Source organism: Bacteroides fragilis NCTC 9343 (assembly GCF_000025985.1).
Classification (GTDB): domain Bacteria; phylum Bacteroidota; class Bacteroidia; order Bacteroidales; family Bacteroidaceae; genus Bacteroides; species Bacteroides fragilis.
The window spans coordinates 4,353,856-4,378,249 of record NC_003228.3 but is presented as its reverse complement, the minus strand read 5'-3'; the positions used below and the strand labels follow the sequence as shown (position 1 = coordinate 4,378,249).

At 41.0% G+C, this 24,394-nt stretch carries 21 protein-coding genes; 16 read left to right on the top strand and 5 right to left on the bottom strand.

Going from position 1 to position 24,394, the window contains the following annotated elements:
* Positions 1–5 precede the first annotated feature (5 nt).
* The 5 genes from BF9343_RS17915 (at position 6) to BF9343_RS17895 (ending at position 8,892) form a co-directional block, all read left to right on the top strand.
* On the top strand, positions 6–3,302 hold the full coding sequence (locus tag BF9343_RS17915) for a SusC/RagA family TonB-linked outer membrane protein (RefSeq protein WP_010993540.1): 3,297 nt from the start codon (positions 6–8) through the stop codon (positions 3,300–3,302).
* Positions 3,303–3,315: 13 nt separating this feature from the next.
* On the top strand, positions 3,316–4,776 hold the full coding sequence (locus BF9343_RS17910) for a RagB/SusD family nutrient uptake outer membrane protein (protein WP_041926260.1): 1,461 nt from the start codon (positions 3,316–3,318) through the stop codon (positions 4,774–4,776).
* A 92-nt stretch (positions 4,777–4,868) separates the two neighbouring features.
* A complete protein-coding gene (locus BF9343_RS17905) occupies positions 4,869–5,969 on the top strand; it encodes a sialidase family protein (RefSeq protein WP_041926259.1) in 1,101 nt (366 codons plus the stop codon).
* Between the two features lie 23 nt (positions 5,970–5,992).
* Positions 5,993–7,651 (top strand): sialidase family protein, encoded by a 1,659-nt coding sequence (locus BF9343_RS17900; protein WP_011203528.1) that lies wholly within the window; start codon positions 5,993–5,995, stop codon positions 7,649–7,651.
* A 5-nt stretch (positions 7,652–7,656) separates the two neighbouring features.
* Positions 7,657–8,892 (top strand): MFS transporter, encoded by a 1,236-nt coding sequence (locus tag BF9343_RS17895; RefSeq protein WP_010993536.1) that lies wholly within the window; start codon positions 7,657–7,659, stop codon positions 8,890–8,892.
* 67 nt (positions 8,893–8,959) lie between these two features.
* On the opposite strand, the gene BF9343_RS17890 is transcribed toward BF9343_RS17895, so the two are convergent.
* The 3 genes from BF9343_RS17890 to recJ form a co-directional block, all read right to left on the bottom strand.
* A complete protein-coding gene (locus tag BF9343_RS17890; RefSeq protein WP_005791091.1) occupies positions 8,960–9,922 on the bottom strand; it encodes a tetratricopeptide repeat protein in 963 nt (320 codons plus the stop codon).
* A gap of 63 nt (positions 9,923–9,985) precedes the next feature.
* Positions 9,986–11,890, bottom strand: coding sequence for a RecQ family ATP-dependent DNA helicase (locus tag BF9343_RS17885; protein WP_005798437.1), 1,905 nt, complete (start codon positions 11,888–11,890; stop codon positions 9,986–9,988).
* On the bottom strand, positions 11,887–13,605 hold the full coding sequence (gene recJ / locus BF9343_RS17880) for a single-stranded-DNA-specific exonuclease RecJ (RefSeq protein WP_005817610.1): 1,719 nt from the start codon (positions 13,603–13,605) through the stop codon (positions 11,887–11,889). The genes BF9343_RS17885 and recJ overlap by 4 nt, the downstream gene beginning before the upstream one ends.
* A gap of 198 nt (positions 13,606–13,803) precedes the next feature.
* Between recJ and BF9343_RS17875 the strand changes: the two genes are divergently transcribed.
* Positions 13,804–14,376: a DNA-3-methyladenine glycosylase I gene (locus BF9343_RS17875; protein ID WP_010993535.1), complete on the top strand. Its 573-nt coding sequence runs from the start codon at positions 13,804–13,806 to the stop codon at positions 14,374–14,376.
* A gap of 326 nt (positions 14,377–14,702) precedes the next feature.
* Here BF9343_RS17875 and BF9343_RS17870 read toward each other — a convergent pair whose 3' ends face one another.
* Positions 14,703–15,536 (bottom strand): DUF4373 domain-containing protein, encoded by an 834-nt coding sequence (locus tag BF9343_RS17870; RefSeq protein ID WP_008770025.1) that lies wholly within the window; start codon positions 15,534–15,536, stop codon positions 14,703–14,705.
* Between the two features lie 138 nt (positions 15,537–15,674).
* Positions 15,675–16,022: an SH3 beta-barrel fold-containing protein gene (locus tag BF9343_RS17865; RefSeq protein ID WP_005791082.1), complete on the bottom strand. Its 348-nt coding sequence runs from the start codon at positions 16,020–16,022 to the stop codon at positions 15,675–15,677.
* A gap of 1,087 nt (positions 16,023–17,109) precedes the next feature.
* Between BF9343_RS17865 and updY the strand changes: the two genes are divergently transcribed.
* The 10 genes from updY to BF9343_RS24220 all read left to right on the top strand — a co-directional run bounded on the left by updY (position 17,110) and on the right by BF9343_RS24220 (position 24,375).
* The gene (updY, locus tag BF9343_RS17855; protein ID WP_010993533.1) at positions 17,110–17,649 is read left to right on the top strand and encodes a capsular polysaccharide transcription antiterminator UpdY; all 540 of its coding nucleotides are present in this window, start codon (positions 17,110–17,112) and stop codon (positions 17,647–17,649) included.
* 58 nt (positions 17,650–17,707) lie between these two features.
* Positions 17,708–18,193 (top strand): UpxZ family transcription anti-terminator antagonist, encoded by a 486-nt coding sequence (locus BF9343_RS17850; protein ID WP_010993532.1) that lies wholly within the window; start codon positions 17,708–17,710, stop codon positions 18,191–18,193.
* A gap of 98 nt (positions 18,194–18,291) precedes the next feature.
* Positions 18,292–18,912 carry a PI-PLC domain-containing protein gene (locus tag BF9343_RS17845; RefSeq protein WP_010993531.1) on the top strand — a complete coding sequence of 207 codons (621 nt, stop codon included), beginning with the start codon at positions 18,292–18,294 and terminating at the stop codon, positions 18,910–18,912.
* An 11-nt stretch (positions 18,913–18,923) separates the two neighbouring features.
* Positions 18,924–19,556 (top strand): HAD family hydrolase, encoded by a 633-nt coding sequence (locus tag BF9343_RS17840; RefSeq protein WP_010993530.1) that lies wholly within the window; start codon positions 18,924–18,926, stop codon positions 19,554–19,556.
* Positions 19,553–20,269, top strand: coding sequence for a glycosyltransferase family 2 protein (locus tag BF9343_RS17835; RefSeq protein WP_010993529.1), 717 nt, complete (start codon positions 19,553–19,555; stop codon positions 20,267–20,269). The genes BF9343_RS17840 and BF9343_RS17835 overlap by 4 nt, the downstream gene beginning before the upstream one ends.
* A gap of 2 nt (positions 20,270–20,271) precedes the next feature.
* The gene (locus BF9343_RS17830; protein ID WP_010993528.1) at positions 20,272–21,003 is read left to right on the top strand and encodes a glycosyltransferase family 2 protein; all 732 of its coding nucleotides are present in this window, start codon (positions 20,272–20,274) and stop codon (positions 21,001–21,003) included.
* On the top strand, positions 21,000–21,323 hold the full coding sequence (locus tag BF9343_RS17825) for a hypothetical protein (RefSeq protein WP_010993527.1): 324 nt from the start codon (positions 21,000–21,002) through the stop codon (positions 21,321–21,323). Before BF9343_RS17830 ends, BF9343_RS17825 begins: the two co-directional genes overlap by 4 nt.
* A 19-nt stretch (positions 21,324–21,342) precedes the next feature.
* A complete protein-coding gene (locus tag BF9343_RS17820; protein WP_010993526.1) occupies positions 21,343–22,875 on the top strand; it encodes a lipopolysaccharide biosynthesis protein in 1,533 nt (510 codons plus the stop codon).
* 98 nt (positions 22,876–22,973) lie between these two features.
* Positions 22,974–23,723 carry a hypothetical protein gene (locus BF9343_RS17815; protein WP_133123829.1) on the top strand — a complete coding sequence of 250 codons (750 nt, stop codon included), beginning with the start codon at positions 22,974–22,976 and terminating at the stop codon, positions 23,721–23,723.
* Complete coding sequence (locus BF9343_RS24220; RefSeq protein ID WP_050427974.1) at positions 23,698–24,375, top strand: CatB-related O-acetyltransferase; 678 nt, start codon at positions 23,698–23,700, stop codon at positions 24,373–24,375. Before BF9343_RS17815 ends, BF9343_RS24220 begins: the two co-directional genes overlap by 26 nt.
* Positions 24,376–24,394 lie beyond the last annotated feature (19 nt).

Genomic DNA, 24,394 nt, shown 5'->3' with positions numbered 1-24,394 from the left:
CAAAGATGAGAAAAATTACTCGAATTAAGTGTCTCATTGTTGTTTTATTGACATTTATTGGGACATTAGCACCCGTTCATGCTCAACAAAGTGGCAATTTTGAGATTAGTGGTGTTGTTAAGGACACATCCGGAGAACCGGTCATAGGTGCTACAGTTATTGTAAAGAACACACAAATAGGTACAACTACCGATGTCGATGGAAAATTTAAATTGAAGGTTCCACATAAATCTTTGTTACAAATCTCCTTTATTGGAATGAAAACCAAGGATCTGAAAGTAACCAATAATACATTTTATGAAATTACTTTGGAAGATGAATCGGTTCTACTTGACGAGGTCGTAGCCATCGGTTATGGAACTCAATCTAAGGCAACCGTTACTTCAGGAGTTGTATCTGTGAAGAAAGCGGAGTTAATGTCTTCTGTCTCTGCATCTCCTTTGAACAATCTACAGGGAAAGGTTGCTGGACTGGATATTCGACAGACTACCGGACAGCCCGGTGCACAGCCGGTAGTGCTGATCCGTGGCGGGTCAACCGATCCGGCTAACGACTCTCCTCTTTTTGTCATTGATGGGGTTGTCCGTAGCAACATGAATGGACTCAATCAGGAAGATATTGAGTCTATGGAAGTACTGAAAGATGCCGCTTCCGCTGCAATTTATGGTGCTAAGGCCGCCAATGGTATCATTCTTATTACTACCAAGCAAGGCTCTTCAAAAGATGGTAAAGCCACTATTTCCGCTTCCTACCGTTTGGGAGTTGAGCAGATTCGGCAGCATTATCCGTTTTCCGGTGCACGCGACTATCTGTATGCTTCCCGTTTAGCCGGTTCCCGTGGAATCAATGACGCCAATGTCAGCGGACGCCTGGAAGGCGGCGCATATCCTTATTCAACAGGTAATATCAATTATAAAAATGGAGCCTTGGAAGGATATGGCTATTCTCGTTTCACTACCGAATATTTAGATGATTTGATTTCCAATATGGGACAGTCTTATGTCGATGATTTGCTGAACAGACAAGGATATGAAACGATGACCGATCCTTATTCGGGAAAACAGTTGATATTTAAAGACAATCACTATCAAAAAGATGTATTGTTTCAGACTGCATTGACACACAACTACGATCTGAGTGTTTCCGGCGGAAATGACAAAGGTAATTATTATGTGAGTTTGGGGTATATTAATTCCGAAGGTATTGTTCTGGGTACGGGATACGATCGTTTCAGCCTTACTGCCAATGGAAATTACAATCTTCGCAGTAATTTAAAATTAACCGTCGGATTGAAACATTCCACAATTTCGAATAAAGCGACTGATCCGGAGAACTCGGGCACAAGCACAATGGACCGTTCTTCTCGCTATCCTACGACCTTCCGTCTGTATTATGACGATGGAACTCCCGGTATTGGTGAAGCCGGAGGCTCACCCCGGAATAGACTGCACGAATTATATTATCAGGATATTTCGGACAAAGCTTATCGAAACACGATTCAGTTAGGATTGGATTGGGAGATTCTGAAGGGATTGCATTTTAAGCCGTCAGCCTCCTATTATATGCAGGAAAATATCTATCGTTTTTTTGAGAAGTATAACGAGTTTAATAAAGGTCGTAAGACACTCGAGAAACACGACCAGTATAAGCAAATCATGGCAGACGCGGTGTTTACCTATGATAAAGTATTCAGTGATAAACACACTCTTAATGCAATGATAGGTATGAATTATACCCAGGACGATACTTATAAATTGAAAGGAACAGGCTCGGAAGCCCCTACGGATTATGTACCTACGTTGGCGCCTACCAAGCCCGATTTACAGCGTACCACTTCCTCTTTGGATAAAGAAGTACTGGTAGGTTTCTTTGCCCGTGTCAATTATGACTATAAGCGCCGCTATTTGCTGACGGTTTCAGCACGCTATGACGGAGCCTCCCAATTTGCCGAAGATCATAAATTCGCATTGTTTCCGGCCGTATCCGGAGGATGGAATATGCATTATGAAGACTGGTTTCCCAAAACCGTTGTCAGCCGGATGAAATTGCGGGCGAGTTGGGGACAGACCGGAAATAATAAGTTGTCGTATTCTAATACCCAAGGCGAATATGCTTCATATATTTATGCCGGAAATCCGGGGGTACTGAATAGTGTACTTGCCAATAACAGTTTGGTATGGGAAACAACCTCTAATGTGGATTATGGTTTTGATGCCGGTTTCTTTGATAATCGTCTTGAACTGTCGGTAACCGGATATAATAAATTGACTTCCGATCGTTTGTATGACAAAGCTCTTCCGGCACAGACAGGTTTTAGTTCTATAAAGGCCAATTTGGGGACTGTACAGAACAAAGGTTTTGAGTTATCGCTGACAGCACATCCTCTTTCAACAACTTCCCCCGTGAATTGGGATGTTACGGGTACTTTCAGTATGAACAGGACGTATATGAAAAAGCTTCCTTATAATGGGAGAGACAAAAATCGGGTACAGGGCGGACTTGTATGGGATGCTAAATCGGGTACTTATGTTGAGACCGGCGGCCTGGCCGAAGGCGAGAGGATAGGCGGACGTTGGGGATATAAGTATCTGGGGGTATACGATACAGATGAAGAAGCTGCAAAAGCTCCGGTCGACACCAAGGTCTCCGGTTCTAAGATGAATAAGAAAAAGGTTGCTGGAGATGCTATCTGGGCCGACCTTGACAATAATGGAGTTATCGATGATAAGGATATTACTTTTATTGGCTGGGCCAATCCGGATAAGAAGGGAGCCTTGATTAATAATTTGTCTTACAAGAATTTTTCTCTTCGTTTGGTTGTCGATTTTGCTTTAGGACATTCCATTGCCAATATATGGAGATGCCGTGCCAATGCCAATGCACGCAATGCCATTATAACGACTACTGACGTTACGAATGGAAACATCTGGTGGCAGACGGGTGATGCTGCAACAGCCAAGTATCCGCGTTACGATGTTGCTTCGGACTGGGATAACGGATATCGCAATCACATGCGTACAATAGCTTATGCCGGAATGAATTCAAATGGAAATGCCGACAATACGGCTTATTATTCAAAGGGAGATTATTTGTGCTTCCGTGAGGTTTCGTTAGGTTATGAACTGCCGCGTTCCGTATGTTCTAAAATGAAGGTGAAAGGGGTGTCTTTGAATGCCGGTGTGACAAATATCGGATACATTACAGCCTTTGACGGATTAAATCCTGAACAGTACGATGGACAAGAGACCGGTGAATACTTTCTCCCGATTCAATTTAACTTTGGTGTAAGACTAACTTTTTAAAATGATTTTCACTATGAAAGCAACAAAAATATTGATCTGTATTCTCTGCTGCACATGGATTTGCAGTTGTAGCTTGTTGGAGGTTGATCCGGTTTCTACCATCACTTCACAGTCGTTCTGGAAAACTCCGGGAGATGCCAAAGCTTATCTTACGGGCATTTACAATAAGGTGCGTTCCCTGAATAATACTTCTTATTACGGTGAAGACCGGGGAGATGCTTTTAAAGCCGGTGAGATCGGCCCTACGAGTGTGGCATGGGCCCATACTTTGCTTGAGAGCAATGCTCCTTCTTATCGTTCGGCTTATAATATCATTCATCACGCCAATCTTCTTTTCAATAAAATTGAAAGTCTGAAGTTTACTAATGAGACTGAGAAGAATCGTATAAAAGCTGAGTGTCACTTTCTAAGAGCATATACTTATTTTCTTATAGTGCGTATTTGGGGAGATGCTCCCATCATTACTGATCCTGTGCTTTCGGACAACGTTGAGCTTAAACCCCGTTCTCCCAAAGAAGACGTCATGAAGTTGATCCTTGAAGATATAGAACAGTCTGTCCTGTTATTTCCGGAGGATGGATATATCAATAAGAATTTAGCTTCAAAGCCGGCTGCCTATGCTTTGAAAGCCGATGTTTTAATGTGGAAAGCAAAGGTCCTGAATGGTGGAAATGCGGATCTGGAAGAAGCGATCAAGGCAATCGATCAGGTAGGCGGGAGTGGAGTGTCTTTGCTACCGGATTATGCAAAGGTATTTGCCAATGATAATAAAAAGAATAATGAGATCATTTTCTCTTTTTATTTTGAACGCTATGAAACTGGAAATCTTTCTATTGCAACCAACACTACATCGAGAACCGATAATTTATCGATGGCTGTCAACTTGGCCGATGCGGCAACTTCACCCAATCAGAGCCGCCATGTCTATGCCCCAAGTGACAAGGCCAGAGAGTTGTATCTTAAGTATCCGGGCGATAGGCGCTATAAAGTCGCCATGATTGATTTGGTGGATAAAGATGGTAACCTGATTTTAACCCAGACAAACAAATTCAGGGGGAAGGCCTATTCCGACGATCGTTATTTTGACGATGACTTGATAGCTTATCGTTGGGGAGATCTTCTTCTGTTGCGTGCTGAGGCCAATGCTGCACTCAATAAGATATCTGAGTCTCTTGTCGATCTGAATGAGGTTCGTGACCGGGCGGGCCTGGAGCCCTATGATGGCCCGAAAGATAAGATTGCTGTAGAGAAAGAAATCTGTGACGAACGTTTAAGAGAGCTTTTTATAGAGCAAAAACGATGGTTTGATTTGGTGCGTTTCCATTGTGGCGGGACCATTGACATTTATAAGGAGGTGCCCAATTTGAATGACAAACCCGGTTATCCGTTGTATTTCCCAATCAATTATAATGATATGGTCTTAAATGACAAACTGGTGCAGACAGATGGGTACGAAAGTAATGTAGAGAGATAGAATATAAAAAGAAGGAACTGTGTGGAGTAGCTGTTATATACTTTTACACAGTTCTTTTGATACGGAAGTATAATAATTTAAAGCATAAGTTTATGAAGAACACAATCTTGAAACTGTTTCTATTGTTTTGTGCTGTTCCTTCAATCGGACAAAATGTCCACCCCAATCTGCCTTGGATCGACATATCGGGGCAGCGTGAACGGCAGGTGACAATAGCTCCGGGCAGGCCGGATTTATATAACGGACATCCTACTACTGTAATGATGGATGATCATAAGACTATTCTTTGTACCTGGTCTTACGGGCATGGAGGTAAAGCGTCTTTCATAGCCGAAAGTAAGGATGCCGGGCTGACTTGGAAAAATGGTAAAACCCCTGCTGACTGGCAGACGATGAGCAATTGTCCCAGTATTTATAAACTGACGGATAAGCAGGGGAAAGAGCGTGTCTTTGTGTTTAGTGCCTGGCCGGACATGCCTATGACTTATAGTGAAGACGGAGGGAAGAGCTGGAGTCCGGTCCGTAGTTTGAATAAACCTTGTGTGATGGCGTTTTCAAGCATTGTAAAATTGAAGAATGGCGATTATCTCGGGTTGTATCACCGTGGACTGAATGATCGGGATCGTCCTCCGTTGACTTTGTGGCAATCTGTCTCACATGACGGAGGATTGACCTGGAGCGAGTCGGTGAAAGTAGGCGAGATGGAGGGGCGTTCACCCTGTGAACCCTGTGTCTTCCGCGCTCCCGATGGCAAACGGCTTGTCTGTGTAGCGCGTGAAAATAACCGGGTAGGCAATTCTCTGATGATGTTTTCTGATGATGAGGGAACCACCTGGTCTCCTTTGCAAAAAACTCCCTGGGGCCTGACCGGAGACAGGCATGTAATAAAGTTTACTCCTGACGGTCGTATGATTGCCGTCTTTCGGGATATGGCTCCCAACAGTCCGACGAAAGGGCATTTTGTAGCCTGGGTCGGTAATTATAAAGATTTGCTTGAGGGAACTTCCGGACAATATAAAATAAAGCTTTTACATAGTTATGCCGGTTCGGATTGTGGATATCCCGGTCTCGAAATCCTTCCGGATGGGACTATTGTCGCCATCACTTATGTTAAAATGCGGCCGGGCCCTGAACAACACTCCATTGTCGGCGTACGCTTCAAACTTGAAGAAACTGATAAAATGCTATATTAACTTTTATCCCCAATTTTACCAATATGCGTTATATTTCGATATTGTTTTTATTGAGTTGTTTTTTACTCAGTACTCCGTTACGTGCCGAGCGGGTGAAAGTTATTGTTAGACAGCCCATAGTACCGGTCTTGACAAAAAAGGAGATTAATCCGGTTTTGCAATTAAAGTTGATAAAGAGCTGTCCGGGACCATGTTTTGTAAAGGAGATCGGATTATCCCTGAAAGGTACTACTTTGTTGACCGATTTAACTCATTTGAGTTTATATAGAGTTGCCGGAAAGAGGGGGCTTTCTGACTGGGAAAAGTGTGTCGACTCAGTTGCTCCCGCTTTAAAAACGGTTTTAGACACTCCGTTGGAATTGAAATCAGATACTACCATACTGTGGGTAACTGTTAAATTGAAAGATAAAGTTGACTTAACCCATCGTGTGACGGTCAGTTGTGATCATGTGACGACGACTTGTGGTAAGGCTTCTGTAACTTCCGTTCGTCCGATTGTCGCACTCCGTACCGGAGTCGCTGTACGGCAAAGAGGGGAAGACGGAGTTCATACTTCGCGTATTCCCGGCATTACTACTTCCCTGAAAGGAACTTTGATGGCCATATTTGATGCCCGTTACGATAGTTCGCGTGACTTGCAAGGTGATATCGATATTGCGATGATGCGAAGCCTGGATGGTGGAATGAGCTGGCAGCCGATGCAGATAGTGCTCGACCGCAAAAAGTGGGGTGGATTGCCAGAGAAATATAATGGAATCAGTGATGCTTGTATCCTGACCGATGAAAAGAACGGTACTATTTATGTGGCGGGACTCTGGATGTATGGAGTCTTAGATCCCCGATCGGGTAAATGGGTGGAAGGAATGACGCAGGACAGTACCCGTTGGATACACCAATGGCATGCGAAAGGTTCTCAGCCCGGGCTCGGGGTTAAAGAGACCTGTCAGTTCTTGATTACGAAAAGCGTGGATGACGGACTGACTTGGAGTGACCCTGTAAATATAACAGCACAAACCAAGAAACCGGAATGGTGGCTGTATGCTCCGGCACCGGGGCATGGCATTACTTTGAAAGACGGTACATTAATATTTCCCACACAAGGCCGTGATAAAGATGGAATACCATTCTCTAATATTACGTATAGCAAGGATGGGGGAAAAACATGGATAGCCTCTAAGCCGGCTTATCACAACACTACGGAGTGCATGGCAGTCGAATTACAGGATGGCAGTGTCATGTTGAATATGCGTGATAACCGTAATCACGGTAATAAAAAGGTCAATGGACGCCGTATTTGTGTCACCTCCGATCTGGGAAGCACATGGACGGAACATTCCACTTCCCGAAAAGCATTGATAGAGCCTACTTGTATGGCAAGTATTCATCGACATACTTATCAGGAAAACGGCAGGCAAAAGACTCTTCTTCTATTCTGCAATCCGGAGTCTTATGACAGTAGAGACCACATGACGCTAAAGTGCAGCCTGGATGATGGAAATACCTGGGATTCCGGCCGGAAAATCATGTTGGATGAGTTGGGAAGTTTTGGCTATTCCTGCATAACTTCGGTCAATGATTCTACGATTGGTGTTTTTTATGAAAGTAGCCAGGCACAGATGGTTTTCCAACAAATACAGTTGAAAGAGCTCATAGGTAAAGGTAAATCATATAAAGAGAGATAGTTGGTATGAAAAATAGAAAAATATATCCTTGGATCGTTGTCGGACTTTTATGGTTTGTGGCATTATTAAATTATATGGATCGTCAGATGCTGTCAACCATGAAAGATGCGATGCAGATAGATATTATAGAATTGCAGTCGGCTACCAATTTTGGGCGGCTAATGGCAGTCTTCCTTTGGATTTACGGTCTTATGAGTCCGATGGCAGGAATTATTGCCGATCGCGTCAGTCGTAAATGGTTGATTGTCGGGAGTCTTTTTGTCTGGTCGGCGGTCACTTATGGCATGGGGTATGCCGATACATTTAATCAAATCTACTGGTTGCGCGCATTGATGGGAGTCAGTGAGGCATTATACATTCCTGCGGGCCTCTCCTTGATAGCCGATTGGCATCAGGAGAAATCACGTTCGCTGGCAGTCGGTATCCATATGACGGGATTGTATGCCGGTCAGGCTATTGGCGGGTTTGGTGCTACGGTAGCTGCGGCCTATTCGTGGCATACTACATTCCATTGGTTCGGTATTGTAGGCATTGTCTATGCATTGGTCTTGATTATATTCCTTCGTGAGAATGAAGAACATGCCAGGGTCATTCGGGCCATGCATACAGATAAATCAAAAAAGATTCCGTTGTTTAAAGGAGTGACTCTTTTATTCGGTAATATTGCTTTTTGGATTATTCTGTTCTATTTTGCGGCTCCCAGTCTTCCCGGATGGGCTACGAAGAATTGGTTGCCTACCCTGTACGCTGAGAATCTCGATATCCCTATGGCTGAGGCAGGGCCTATATCCACTATAACGATTGCTGTCTCTTCTTTTATCGGAGTTATTCTGGGAGGGTTATTGTCAGACCGTTGGGTATCCAAAGACATACGCGGACGTATCTATACAGGCGCAATCGGGTTAGGGTTGACCATACCTGCGCTTCTTTTATTGGGCTTAGGCAATGGTTTCATCAGTATAATAGGTGCAGGATTTCTGTTTGGGGTCGGTTTCGGTATGTTCGATGCCAATAATATGCCTATTTTGTGCCAGTTTGTTTCGGCCAAATATCGGGCAACGGCCTATGGTATAATGAATATGACCGGAGTTTTTGCCGGAGCAGTTGTAACAAGCTTGTTTGGAAAATGGACGGACGGTGGCAACCTGGGATTGGGATTTGCTATTCTGGGAGGTATTGTATTGTTGGCTTTGGGCATGCAGTTGTGCTTTCTTCGTCCGCACACGGATAATATGGAATGATACAAATCATTTCCCGGACAGGGAGTAAGGTTCCGGTCCGGGAAATGACTGTATCAGAACGGTTAGTTTACAGTCCCAATACGTTTGGGGTTGTTTCTGCTTGCTGATTGTTGAACTGTCCGTTCAGGTTCTCTCCCTCTTTCGGGTTCAGCTCCAGCGATTTCTTCATATCTTCAATCGAACCGTCTTTGTCCCCGTTTAATAGTTTGGCACGTCCCCGTTCATGATAGGCGGCTCCAAAGTTCGGATTCAACTCGATAGCTTCGTCAAACAACTCAATAGCAGCTGTCAATTTCTTCTGTGTGATAAATAGTTGTCCCAGATATAGGTAAGCCTGTTCGTTGAAGGGGTTTATCTCTGTCACATGGAGATAGTCCGTCTCTGCTTCTTCTTCCTTTCCGGTGGCTTCTTTTATTTTGCCACGTAGCAGGAGGGCAGCTTCTTCGTCCGGATTCTGTGCAAGTATGGCTTCAATATCTTCCATAGCCTCTGCAAATTGCTGCATCTTATACAGTGCTTCGGCACGGAGCAGTCGGGCTTCCGTGAAATCATCTTTCAGCACAATGGCTTTTGTCAGATGGGCGATGGTCATTATTCCGTTATCCAATCCATGATTGGCTTTGCCCAACAGGTAGTGTGCCATTGCGTTTCCTTCTTCCAGTGCGATGGCTTTCTGGGCGGCATCGGCCATCTCCTGATAATCTTCTTGCATGAAGCAGAGATTGGCCAGGGTCAGGTACGTGCTTGTCAATTCTGGTTCCAGCGCGATCATACGTTCCAGCAACTCATGTGCTTTCCCGAATTCACCGGTCTGGATGTAAAGCTGGCTCAGATAATTCAGTGTTTCGAAATCTTCTTCAATGGCCAGCGCTTCGTTAAAGCACTTAATGGCATAGTCCGGACGTCCCATACGTTGGGCACGCAGGCCGTCATATTTAAATATCTCAAAGTTCTTTTTGGCGTTTTTTTGTTTTTCTTCCTCAGGGTTTTCTGTTTTCCCCGCAAAAAAAGATTTAAAGAAGTTCGGCATGATCAAAGTTTTTTTTAGTTTGGTTGCAAATGTAGTAATTTCATCACATAACCCTGTTGCTTTTCAGGAAGTTTTTTCAGTAAGCAGTCCGTTCTCAGAGCTCAGTAAGCCCTCGTCCAGCATAAACCGTATCACTTCGCTCAACTGCTCTTTATCTGTATTTATGTGTGAAGCTATCTCCGCCGGAGTCATCGGATGCTCTTTCAGCAGAGCACATATTTGCTCTCTCAGTCCGTCGAAGGTGCTTTGTGATATATCCGGTTCGGCGCGGTGGCTGAGGCAGACGTCACATTGCCCGCAGTTATGTTCGTTCTTCTCTCCGAAGTAGCGGAGCAGCATCCGGCTACGGCAGACATTCTCCGAAGTGACGTATTCCACCATGGCATGGATACGGGTTTCATAGCGTTCTTTCCGTTCTTCATATACTGCTCGGGGTATTTGCAGATAATGGAGGTCTATCCGCTCACGTGTATATATAATGTAAGGTGTTTTTTTGTGCGGGATGTAGTCGACGATACGGCGCTTGCTCAGCATCACCAGCAAGTCGTAAATCTGTTGCCGGGTCAGTCCCGTACGTACCGCCAGAGTCTGCTCGCTGATGTAGGCATAGTCTGTAAAGACACCCGTGTAAGATCGCAGAATCATTTGTATCAGTTTCTCTGCGGCTTCTCCCATCTCACGGAGTTTATATAACTCATCCCGGCGGATCGTGAAGATAATCCGTGAGGCATTGTCCTGCTCATCGGTATATTCCAGGTATCCTGCCTGTGTCAATATCTTCAGTGCGCTGTCTGCAGGTACGGGAAAATATTTGAACTTGCGGCAGAATTCTTCCAGGCTGAAGTCATACATGCATCCCAGCCCGTCGCCCATCGCCATCTGATAATGATATTGCAGATGCTCGTACACATCTTTTATATAGTCTTTATCCGGGAAAGTATCTGCAATGCGTTTGCTGAGCGTTGTTTTATCCGACTTGGCATAGAGTATCACCGCGTATGCCTTTTGTCCGTCTCGTCCCGCTCGTCCCGCTTCCTGAAAGTAGGCTTCCGGTGAGTCGGGCAGGTCCAGGTGGATGACGATACGTACGTCCGGTTTGTCAATGCCCATACCGAATGCGTTGGTAGCTACCATCACCCGGCTTTCTCCGTTTTGCCATCGTTTCTGGCGAAGATCTTTGGTTGCGTTATCCAGTCCCGCATGATAAAAGTCGGCCGTGATTCCTTCGTTTACCAGCAGCTCGGTTGTTTCTTTGGTTTTTCGCCGGCTTCGTACATATACAATCGCGCTGCCTTGTATCCGGTTCAGTATGTGCAGCAACTCCCCGTTTTTATTATCAGTGGGGCGAACGATGTATGCCAGATTCTTTCGTTCGAAGCTCATACGGAACACGTTTTCTTCCCGGAAGCGGAGGCGCTCCTGTATGTCCTTCACTACTTCGGGAGTGGCCGTGGCGGTCAGTGCCAAGACCGGAGCATCCGGTACGAGATCCCTGATATCCGCTATTTTCAGATAAGCCGGACGAAAGTCATATCCCCATTGTGAGATGCAATGGCTTTCGTCTACCGTAATCATACTGATTTTCATGGACCGGAGTTTGGCCCGGAAGATTTCGGTATCCAACCGTTCGGGAGAGATGTATAGAAACTTATAGTCGCCGAAGATGCAGTTCTCCAATGCCACCACAATCTCTTGCCGTGTCATTCCTGAATAGATGGCTATCGCTTTGATTCCGCGCTTTTTCAGGTTCTGCACCTGATCCTTCATTAGAGCAATCAGTGGGGTGATGACAATGCACAATCCCTCTTTGGCAAGGGCCGGAACCTGAAACGTAATTGACTTTCCGCCTCCGGTGGGCATCAGTCCCAGTGTGTCTTTTCCATTGCCAATGCTGGTTATGATGTCCTCCTGCAGGTCGCGGAAGGAATCATAACCCCAGTATTGCTTTAAAATCTCTTGGTAAGTCACTCTATCGGTTTGATATCTTCAATCTGCAACTGCACTTCCCCCCGTTTGTGGGTGTTCTCTTCAATGGTATAGCAGATGTCAAATGATCGCTTGGTTTTGATATATCTCACGTGCGAACTTTGTCCGAAGGCGATGCCGTTCATCACATTGTTCGATTTGTTGTCTACCAGTTCCAGTTTGATGTGTTCCTGATCGCGACCGACTACCTTGCTTGTTCCATAATCGTACACGTGATGTGTGCAGAACACCGGTTTCTGGTTGTCGGGACCGAACGGGTTGAATCGTTTCAATTCATTGAAGAACTTCGGCGTGATATCTTTAAAATCTATTTCGGCATCGATATCGATCACTGCGCTGGTCTGTTCCGGCAGTATATGTTCCGACACGAAACTTTCGAATCTCTCGGTGAATGCCTGTACGTTTTCCACTTTCATCGATAGCCCGGCAGCATAGGTATGCCCTCCGAAGTTTTCGAGCAAGTCACGGCAATGTTCGATAGCTTTGTAAACATCGAAACCGGATACGGAACGTGCCGAACCGGTTGCCATATCATCCGTCCGGGTCAGTACGACTGCCGGACGATAGTAAATCTCCGTTAATCGTGAGGCAACGATTCCGATCACTCCTTTGTGCCAGTCTTCATTGTAAAGCACTATCGAACGACGGTCTGCCAAGCCTTCCAGTTCGGCTACGATTTTATTGGCTTCTTCCGTCATGCTCTTATCCAGATCCTTCCGGGTTTCGTTGTATTGGTTGATTTGTCCGGCTTTCTCGAGTGCTGCCGAGAAATCTTTCTCAATCAATAGGTCTACCGCTTCTTTTCCGTTCTGTATACGTCCGGAAGCATTGATGCGGGGACCTATTTTGAATACAATGTCGCTCACCGTAATTTCTTTTTCCGATAATCCGCATACATCGATAATCGCTTTCAGTCCTACGCTCGGATTGCCGTTCAGCTGTTTCAACCCATGATAGGCCAGGATACGGTTTTCGCCCATGATCGGTACAATATCCGATGCAATGCTTACGGCGGTCAGGTCGAGCAACGGAATCAGGTGATGAAACTCAATGCCGTTACTGATGGCAAAAGCCTGCATGAATTTGAAGCCTACGCCACATCCCGAAAGATGAGTGTATGGGTATGTATTATCCAGTCGTTTGGCATTCAGGATGGCAACGGCAGGGGGCAATATGTCGTCCGGTACATGATGGTCGCAGATGATGAAGTCAATTCCCTTCTCTTTGGCATACGCAATCTCTTCTACGGCTTTAATGCCGCAGTCCAGTACGATGATAAGCCCTACTCCGGTTTCAGCGGCGTAGTCAACTCCTTTTTTGGAAATTCCGTATCCTTCGTTATAACGGTCAGGGATGTAATAGTCAAGGTTCGAATAGAACTGTTGAATGAACTTGTAGACCAGTGCCACAGCCGTGGTACCGTCCACATCGTAATCTCCATAAATCAGAATGCGCTCTTTCTTTCCCATCGCCATGTTCAGGCGTTCCACTGCGATGTCCATATCCTTCATTAGGAATGGATCATGCAAATCGGGCAATTGCGGACGGAAGAATTTCTTGGCATCCTGTGCCTTCGTAATTCCCCTTTGTACCAAAAGTCGTCCCAGGACGGGGCTAATGCCTAGTTCCTGAGCCAATGCCCGGCTTATCTCTGCCTGTTCTTGTGTGATGGGTCGATAATTCCATTTGTGATTCATTTTATATATTGTTTTTTCTTTTTATCTGTTCTCTGATGCCGGAAGTGCATAACTTTCCAACAAGCTGTAAAAGTACGAAAAAAACCGGAAGTGTGGGGGATATACTGAAAAAAATAATTGCTTGTGTTTTGTTTATCGATATTTGGTGCGACATGGTGAATCTACTATCTTTGTATCGTACTATTAAGTGTTATAATTATGCAAGATATAATAAACGGGCGTTGCGGTTGGTGCGGAAGTGACGAACTGTATGTGAAGTACCATGATCAAGATTGGGGAAAATTGGTGACCGATGACAAGACGCTGTTTGAGTTTCTTGTGTTGGAGAGTGCTCAGGCCGGCTTGAGTTGGATAACCATCCTTAAGAAACGTGAGGGGTATCGCAAAGCCTTTTGCAATTTCGATGCTGAGTCGGTGGCACAAATGACCGATGAAGATGTTGAACGGTTGATGCACTTTGATGGCATTGTGAAAAATCGTCTGAAGATCAAATCGACCATCACAAATGCAAGGTCATTTCTCGCCGTACAAAAGGAGTTCGGTAGTTTTTATGACTATACTCTATCATTCTTTCCCGACAGAAAACCGATTGTCAATACATTTCAATCATTGAGTGAGATTCCGGTATCATCTCCCGAATCTGATGCCATGAGCAAGGATATGAAAAAACGGGGATTTAAATTCTTTGGAACTACGATTTGCTATGCTCACTTGCAGGCCTCCGGATTTATGAATGATCATCTGGCGGATTGCATCTGCCGGAAGAGGTAAATAACAATATAACTGTGTACAGTGGAAGAGGATATTTTATGCCTTTTGCCCGTTAACATTGTTAATGCCATTTTCCGATGGCTTTGTTCTTGTCTGCAAATAACAAGTCTTTTGCATTTAAAGAATTTGCTATTTGCAGACGAAAAACGAACTTTAACGTAACGTTAAAATAAAGCTTCTGCAGATTGAAATATTGTGCTCTGAAGTGGCTGTAGATCATTTGTTTAAATGTATGTCCCGTTTTCCATTCCCGACAGAGAACCTTCCGTATGGAAACCGGTATACTTGCTTTTTTATCAACTGCAAACTGTACTTTCCTATCCGGATTATTTTCTTTTTGCCTTATTCAGTGCTGCTATCAGATACCTTCCTTTTGCCCCTATGTCACTCCAGCAAGTATTGGCAATCAGTTGCCATACCCGTGTTCCTTTCCTTCCATAATCCGATAGCCTGAGTATGGCATTCACCTCTCCTGCTTCGGTAATCCCCAGTCTTTTGAGTGTATCCGTCAGTCCCGGATAATTGTGTGTCATTGTGTTGAAGGCGTATCCGGGTATCGGGAGAGGAGCAGAAACCTCCTCCCATTCTTTCTCCTTCCCCTTGGGGGGAGCTGAGGGGGGTAATTCTTTATTTTCCTCTGCTTTCTTTTCTTTTACTTTACTTTGTCCGGAATTGCATGCATTTTTTGCGTTAACGGCTACATCATGTACTACATTTCCCGGACTAATGGTTACATTTTCACCTTCCGGCGCTTCTGTTTCCTGCTGAGTCAAGTCGTTCACCAGCAGATAGGGCAATGCTTTCAGATCCCTTTTTCTTCGCTTTGTTGCCTCCATCCATATCTTCTGTATGTTTGCCGAAGTCAGTATTCCGTTTGCCAGATAACTGTTTCTGTCCAATATCCCTTTGATGAAGAGGATCTCAATGATCCCCTGTACCTCAGCGGCCTGCACCTCTCTTCCCGCCTTGTTGGCAAAAATCAGACACTGCTCTTCATCCCAACGGATGAAGTATCCCTCTTTGTATATTTTGCACAGCAGTTTCAGTACGATTGCCGAACCCTTTATTCCATATTTAGCTTCTATCACTTCCATTGCGTTCTCTTCCATGAAGTTTACGCCCACCGGGAAATAGTTGATCCCGTCATATGCTATTGCCATTGTTTTTTAGATTAGTCGTTTGTACTTTCAATAATACATTCACCATAAATTACCCCGGATTCCCAAAGATGTCTTCACTTGATTTCTCAAAATAAAAATAATTCATCGGTGAAAATCCGTGTAATCTGTGGTGGCGCCCTATACGATCGGTCTCCACTCCATGAAGTTCTCCATCTGGAATGTCGTCCATCGCTGTTCATCCACATTCCAGTAGACTACTGCGCCTTCTATTTGTGTGGGATCATACTTTTTGTGGAATTCCGCTTCATAGTAGATCAGTGTCGCTTTCACCAACCTGAAGTCTCCGTTCTGCTTTTGATAAGCGATGGCTGCGTGCCCGTATTGCAGGTGGTCGGTCAATGCTTCCAGGCGCTCCGCCATCCATTCGGCACACATTTCAGTGTATCCTTTCTCAAAGACAATCCGTTTTTTCCATCTCAGTTTCATGGCTTCAGTTTGTGATGCCGGTCTTTTCTTCTGTTTCATACGTATATGATTTAAAGGGTTAATAGATAAATTATCGCCCCAAAGGTAAGTCGGATCGAATGTATTCCGGTTTGATAAAATTCATTGTAGGTATTTCAGCGCTTTCCTTCTTGGTTCTTTTTCTTTCTTTCCATCTTATTCCAGATTTCGTTGACGTAAGTTCTGATTGTGCTGAAAACTAATGGTTTGAATACTCCATTTCTTATTTTTCCAAAAAGTTTTTTTTCCTCTATGTAGCGTGCCAATGAATCTTTGCACGTCTTGATATTTTGTTCTTTTGCGTCCAATATGTAGGATTCTATCAGCGCTTTTATAACTCCTTCATTGTTGGAGATAATTCCCGGTATCTGCGCTCCTGCTTTTCTGCCTCTTGTCTCTTTAATAGGTTCTGTGATAGGAGGTTGTGCTTTAGCGTTAGCGTTTTTTTACACTTTTGTTCACTGTCTGTAATAATTCATTTTCTTTGTTCATGATTTTTTTATTTAATCAATAACTAAATGTTGTTAATATGTTGCAAAGGTAGAGAGTAATCTTTCAGTGGGCAAATGAATGTGGAATTAAAGTGGGAATCAAAGGGAAAATGAAACCTTTTCTCTTCTTAATTGTCTGACATTAAATGAAATAATTCTTAAAAAAGTGAGTGTTTCAATAAACGATCGTCTAATTGAACGCAAAGATAGAGGGTATTTTCATAACTGCAAAATGTTTAATAAAAAAAATATTTTTTCTCATGGCTTGTTCTATTTAACTATCTGGTAATCAAATATCTATAAACTAACAAAAAACGCTTTAATATCTGTCTGCTTTTATATGTATTTTAATTGTCTGGATCTTTAAAAAAGTGTGTTTCAATAGACGATCGTCTATTGAAACAGTTTTGCTTCATAATAGACTCGTTTACAGATTGTAAGATCAGTAAAGCCCTGTTCTTTCAAAACTTCGTTTTCTGTTCTTCTTTTTCAAACTGTCTCTCCTGCGATAGGGGAGTACCTGATGAAATGATATACGCTGCAAGGCAAACAACAGAATTAGCAAACTTGACCGGAAGGTGTTTCACTACCCCGGTGTCCCCCAATTATATCCTTTTGTGAACAATAGCATTAATAAATCCTGGTACGCTCTTCGTATCACCTATAGCCGTGAGCTTGCCTTTAAGGAATACCTGGACTCCCGCGGAGTGAGGAATTTTCTTCCCATGCGCTATGAATACGTATTCCGTGGTGAGCGTAAGATCCGTAAATTGGTTCCTGTTGTTCACAACTTGGTTTTTGTTTATGCCACTCGCAGTGAGGTTGACGAAATGAAATCCACTGTCGGGGCTTCTCTTCCTATTCGTTATATCATGGACCGTGAGACCCGTCAGCCTATTACCATTCCTGAAGTCCAAATGCGTAGTTTTATCGCCGTTGCCGGTAATTACGATGAACAGGTTGTTTATCTGGATCCTTCAGTCGTTTCCATGAAAAGGGGAGACCGTGTCCGTGTCACCGGTGGCATCTTCGAGGGAGTTGAGGGTGAGTTTGTCCGTATCAAAGGTGACCGCCGTGTGGTGGTTTCCATCCAGGGGGTTATGGCAGTTGCCACGGCCTTCATTCATCCCTCTTTAATCGAATTAATAAAGAATTAAAAACTCTGTGAACTCTGTGCCCTCTGTGGTGCATATTCCAATACGTAAATAAATCACCATGTTGTCTTTGCAATCAGAAATCGATTCTTTGTGCGCCGTTTCGCACGAACTTCTCCATTTAGGTCTGGATGGCGAACCCATCTACTCCGACCGTTTCCGTCAGTTGAATACGGATGTGTATCATCGTTGTGAGCATCTTTTCGGTTCACATGGACGTACCCTCGAAGAGGAAGCTTCTCTTTGTATCGCTTTGTTGACCGGCTATAATGCTACCATTTATAATCACGGTGATAAGGAAGATAAAATCCAGTCGGTCCTCAATCGTAGTTGGGATCTCTTGGATACACTTCCCGTCTCTCTGCTGAAATGTCGTTTGTTGGTAGCCTGTTACGCCGAGGTCTTTGACGAAGAGCTGGCGGCGGAGGCACATGCAATAATAGACGGTTGGAAGGAGCGGGAATTGACGAGGGAAGAGTTTGAGATGGTGGAGCATTTAAGGCGTTTGGAGGAAAATCCGTATCCATATGTGGATATAGTTGATTAATTTATTGTAATAATCTATTGTAGATTGTGTTCTACATGTTTTAGGTGTAATTGTGTGATTTATAACTTATGTATTTTGAACTAATTTATTGAAAGAAAATGGAAATAATAGCTCATAGAGGATTCTGGAATAAAGAGTCTGAGAAGAATACCTTAACTGCAATCAAGCGTGCTATTGATAATGGTTATGGCTTTGAAACAGATTATAGAGATAATAACGGTACAATTGTAATATCTCATAATATGCCGTTGGGTAATGAGCCTACTGCTGAGGAAATTTTCAGATTGTATCGTGATAGTGGTACGGAAAGCACCCTAGCTTTGAATATAAAAGCAGATGGCCTGCAAGAGTTATTAAAGGACATGCTAAATACATATCAGATAAAGAAATATTTTTTATTTGATATGTCTATACCTGATACAATAGATTATATTCTTGATAATATGAATATAGCTACCCGGCACTCAGAATATGAAAAAGAATTTCCTTTTTACAGTCAATCCTCTTATGTTTGGATGGATTGTTTTAAAAGTGAGTGGATTAGCTGGGGTAATTTGGAAGAGCATCTTAAAAGTGGTAAAAAAGTATGTATTGTCTCACCAGAATTGCACAGACGTCCATATAAAGAAGTTTGGAACAAGTATGCAAGTTTCAATCATGCTAACTTGATGTTATGTACAGATTTTCCTATGGAAGCTGACTTTTTTTTTAATAAATAAATAATGTAAAAATGGATAAAATTAAGGCTGTTATATTTGACATGGATGGGGTTCTTATTGATGCCAAAGAATGGCATTATGAGGCTTTGAATAAGGCTTTAAGGCTTTTTGGATTTGAAATATCTAGATATGACCATTTGGTTACATTTGATGGTTTGCCGACAGCGAAAAAACTCGAAATGATGACGGTAGAGAGGGGGCTTCCGAAAAGCTTACATCAATTGATCAATGATATGAAGCAAATATATACGATGGAGTACGTATATATGAAATGTAAGCCTCTTTTTGTTCATCAATATGCTTTATCACGCTTAAAATCGGAAGGTTTTCGTTTGGCACTGGCCTCGAATTCGGTACGGGTTACCATAGATATGATGATGGAGAAAGCAGATTTGAATCAATATTTAGATTTCTCTTTATCTAATCAAGATGTAAAAAAATCCAAACCTGATCCGGAAATTTATATTACGGCAATAAACAGGCTGGGTTTGTCTCCTGAAGAATGTCTGGTAGTGGAAGACAATCAGAATGGGGTTAAAGCAGCTTTAGCCAGTGGAGCTAATCTTCTCAAAGTAGAGACAATCAATGACGTCACCTACTCGAATATAATTAATCGTATAAATGAAATAGAGAATAATATATGAACGTAATTGCATTGATGGCTGGAGACAGTAATGACTTCAAAGAGAAAGGCTATACTTATCCTAAATATTTTTTAGAACTAGATAATAAACCTCTTGTACAGAACATTGTGGAGTCTCTTAAAAAGATAGACTGTAAAATCACTTTTATTATTCGTAAGGAAGATAATGATCAGTTCTTCTTAGGAAGTTCATTGAAGATTTTAGCACCATTTGCGGATGTCGTTTGTATTTCTGGTTCCACAAAAGGAGCTGTATGTACCACTTTGTTTGCTATTGATTCAATAAATAATGAAGATGAGGTATTGCTGATTAATGGGGATCAATTGGTGAAGTACGATATAAATGATATTATTGCTGATTTTAGAGAAAGAAACTTAGACGGCGGCATAGTTACTTTTGAGTCCGTTCATCCCAGATGGAGCTATGTTTGTTTGGACGAGCAAGGCTTGGTGGTGCAAACAAGTGAAAAACGTCCTATTTCTAATGTTGCAACAGCTGGAATTTATTATTATAAAAGGGGCTTGGATTTAGTGGAATCATGCTTTTCGGTTCTAAAAAAAGATGTTCAGCTAAATGGTAGTTATTATATAAGTTCTACTTTTAATGAATTGATATTGAGACAAAAAAAAGTAGGTGTATATAAAATTGATAAAAAGGAATATATATCGTTTGCGACGACTCAAATGTATGAAAACTATATAAACAAGAAATAAAGATGATTAATATTGTGATTCCTATGGCCGGAGCGGGTAGTCGCTTCGCACAAGCCGGTTATAAAAAGCCAAAGCCATTCATTGATGTATTAGGTAGGCCTATGATTTGTCATGTTTTGGATAACTTGAATATGCCTGATGCTAGGTTTATTCTTTTAACTCGTAAAGAGCATTTTGAGAATGAACAAGAAACTGTGAACTGGATAAAATCAAAATACAATGTCGAATTTGTGTTAATAGATAATTTGACGGAAGGAGCAGCCTGTACAGTGCTTCATGCTCATAAACTTATTGATAATAATACTCCGTTATTAATTGCTAATTCGGATCAGATAGTGGATATGAACATTGCTGAATTTATCAATGATAGTGAGAATCGAAATTTAGATGGTTCAGTGTTGTGTTTTAAAGATCATGATACAAAATGGTCTTATGCCAAAATAGATGGTGAAGGTTTAATAACTGAGATAAGAGAGAAAGTTGTTATTTCGGAATTTGCAACTGTCGGTATCTACTATTTTGCGAAAGGAGGTTTTTTTGTAAAAAATGCAATTGATATGATTATACGTAATGAACGTGTAAAAAATGAATTCTATGTTGCACCGGTTTACAATTTTGGAATACAAGAGGGACTTAAATTCGGAATATTTAATATAAACATAAATCAAATGCATGGAATCGGCACTCCAACAGACTTAAATGTATATATTGATTTAGTGCAGAGAAATAAATGAAAACAGCGAAACTTGAGGATATGATAAAAGGTTGGTTTATAGGAAATTTTGAACCAACTCTTTTAAGAACGAACGATGTTGAAGTAGCAGTTAAGTCTTATAACAAAGGTGACTATGAAGAGAAGCATTATCATAAAATTGCTACGGAAATAACTGTTATCGTCAGTGGTAAGGTGAAGATGAACGGAATAGAATACTCCAAAGGAGATATAGTAGTTATGGAGCCCAATGAGGCGACTGATTTTGAGTGTCTAGAAAATGGTACACAGAATGTAGTTGTGAAATTACCTGGAGCAAATGATGATAAATACTGCCTGTGATTATCAGTGATAAATTGAGATGAGGACAAATAAAGCTTTAAAGAATATATTTTACTCTGTCTTTTCATACGGTTCTTTGTTTATTTTGTCCTTAATATTGCGAAAAGTATTTTTAAAATATATAGATATTGAATATTTGGGGCTTGACAGTGTGTTTGAGAATATGTTTTCTCTGATGGCACTGGTAGATGTAGGGACAGGGTCGCTAATATCATATTTACTGTATAAAGCTTTTTCGGAGAATAATAGAAGGGAAGTATCTGTTTTAATGTCAATGTACAAAAAGATGTATCTATTCATAGCTGTTGCTATGGGGATAATTAGCATCTTTTTAATCCCATTGTTGCCCATTTTAATTAAGTCCAAAGGGTTTGATTGGAACTATATTATAGTAATATATCTTATTAGAGGAATAGCTATGGTTGGTTCTTATTGCTTCTCTTATAGAAGGCTTTTATTTAAAGTTGATCAATGTGAGTATGTATGTACTAAAATTGATACAATAACTAATTATTTTAAATATTTGAGTTGGTTTATTGTAATTATTGCTACTCAAAGCTATATCGCATATTTGATTATTCAGACTATTTCTGTATTTGTTGCCAATATCATTATAGCTAGAATGTCTTATACGAAATATCCATACTCAAAAGAAGTCAAGGTTAGTATTCCTGATTTTAGAGAGAGAAATTTTTTCATGGATATGAAAAATGTATATATGTCTAAAATAGCTGGTACAATTTTTGGCAGTACTAATAGTTTGGTTTTATCTTCATCGTTAGGGGTAAAGTCTGTCGCAATGTTAGCAAATTATACATTGATATCAGAAGCTATTGCCGCTGCGTTCTCAAAGATATTTTCACCTTTGCAAGGCAGCATAGGAAACTATGTGTATTCTGAAGATAAAGCGGAAGGATTTAAACTATTCAGAATGTTTGAATTACTTTCTTTTATTATTGGATCAACAGTTTCTATTTGTTTTGCAAATTTAATAAATCCTTTTATATCCATTTGGATAGGCGAGAAATACGTATTGTCCCTTTTCATTGTAATATTGATATCTATGAAATTGTATATTGGTTTTGCCTCTCATTTTGTTTCGTGTTATAGGGAGGTTTTTGGCAGATTTGAAATTGATAGATTTTACAATTTGGGAGGTGCGTTGTTAAGCTTATTTGTATCGATTATGTTAGTTAATAGCTATGGTATAGCTGGGGTATATATTGGAACTATTATAGGTATGTTGGGGTTTTGGATTGGTCGTTATAAAGTTCTGAAAGAAGAATATTTTGGTAATATATCTACCGGATATATAAAAAGGCAGTTGTTGAGAATTGTTGTTTTGCTTGTTGGCTATTTTATAACATTTGTAATTTGTTCTTTTTTGGGGAATGGTATAATTTTTTTTATTGCTAAATTATTTGTTTGTATTTCTGTGATTAGCGTGATGAATTATATTATATACCGGAAAACAGAGGAGTTTCAACGTATGCTGTTTTATTTTAATAGAAGTAAAAATGTCATTATAAATAATTTAAATAATCATCGATGAAAATACTAGGTAGTTTTTTAAAGAACATTATTCAACATACTGTTTTTATAAGGTATTTCTTAGACTATATCGAACGCCGATGTAATATAAACTCTCGTATGGAAAATGATTTATATCATGAAGGGTGGTCATTCATAATTATAACAGATGGAAAGAGTAAAGAAATGCTGAATTTTACTATTAAAAGTATTTTAGACGAATTTGGTGAGGATCGCTATGAGATTATTGTTATTGGTCAAAATAGAGATTATCCTCAATTAAATAATAAAATTAAGTATATATCATATTATAGCCTTCCATTTTTAGCCGGTTGGATAACAATTAAAAAGAACATAGGTGCTAAAGCTGCTATTTATAATAAACTGGTGATAATGCATGATTATGTGTCGCTAAATAGGGGCTGGAAAGTAGGTTTTGAAGAGTTTGGTCGAGATTTTGACATTTGCATGAATAGAATCACATTGAAAAATGGGAATAGAACCAGGGATTGGTTAGTCTATGATTATCCTAACATAGGGCCAGCTCTATTGCCATATAAGATTCAGTGTAAAAAATATCAATATATTAGTGGTACCTATTTTGTAGTGAAGAAAGATTTTTTTATTAACAATCTGCTTGATGAGAAATTAAGATGGGGTGAAGGAGAGGACGTTGAATGGTCAAAGAGAGTAAGAGAAAAAGCTAATATAGTTTTTAATAATAATAGTTGTGTTTCTTTTTTAAAGGATAAGTCACCAAATGATGCACCATACTGTGATAACTGGATAGAAAATACGATTAAATTATATGGCATGTATTCCATTGATATTAATAAAGAAAACTATGTCGAAGATATTGCTAAATATTAAGAAGTGTATAAATCTAATTTTGCTTGTTTTATATAGAGCAAGTATTAGATTTAAGTTGAGAAAAAATAAAAACTCTTTTGACTCATCTAATTATTTTTATGGAGGTAATAATATTTGCATTATAAATACTAAATGGGGTAAACATAGTGGTATTGGAGGCTATGCCGAAATTATAGATACTCTTGTCGGTAATTTTACAAATATTTCTTCTTGGGCTAAAATAGGAATAAGAGATCATATACATACTAATTTTTTAATTTGCGATTTCGTTTATAAAGATAATGATCACATAATGCCACCAGGGATCAGTTCTTTCGAAGATTATTGGGTTAAAATTGGTAATGATGTATGGGTTGGTACTAACGTCACAATCTTGCGAGGCGTAGAGGTTGGTGATGGTGCTGTAATTGCAGCAGGAAGTGTCGTTACTAAATCTATTCCACCATATGCTATAGTAGGTGGAAATCCTGCTAAATTTATAAAATGGAGGTTTCCGTTTGAAGTAAGAGAAAAGTTGTTGGAAATCAAGTGGTGGGATTGGGATGATGACTTGATAAAAGAAAAAAAAGACTATCTACAAAATTTAGTTGGATTTGATATGGATAAATATAAAATAGAGTATCGTAAGAGAAAGGAAGATTTATTCTATTGAGCGTTGAAATTGTTTGTTG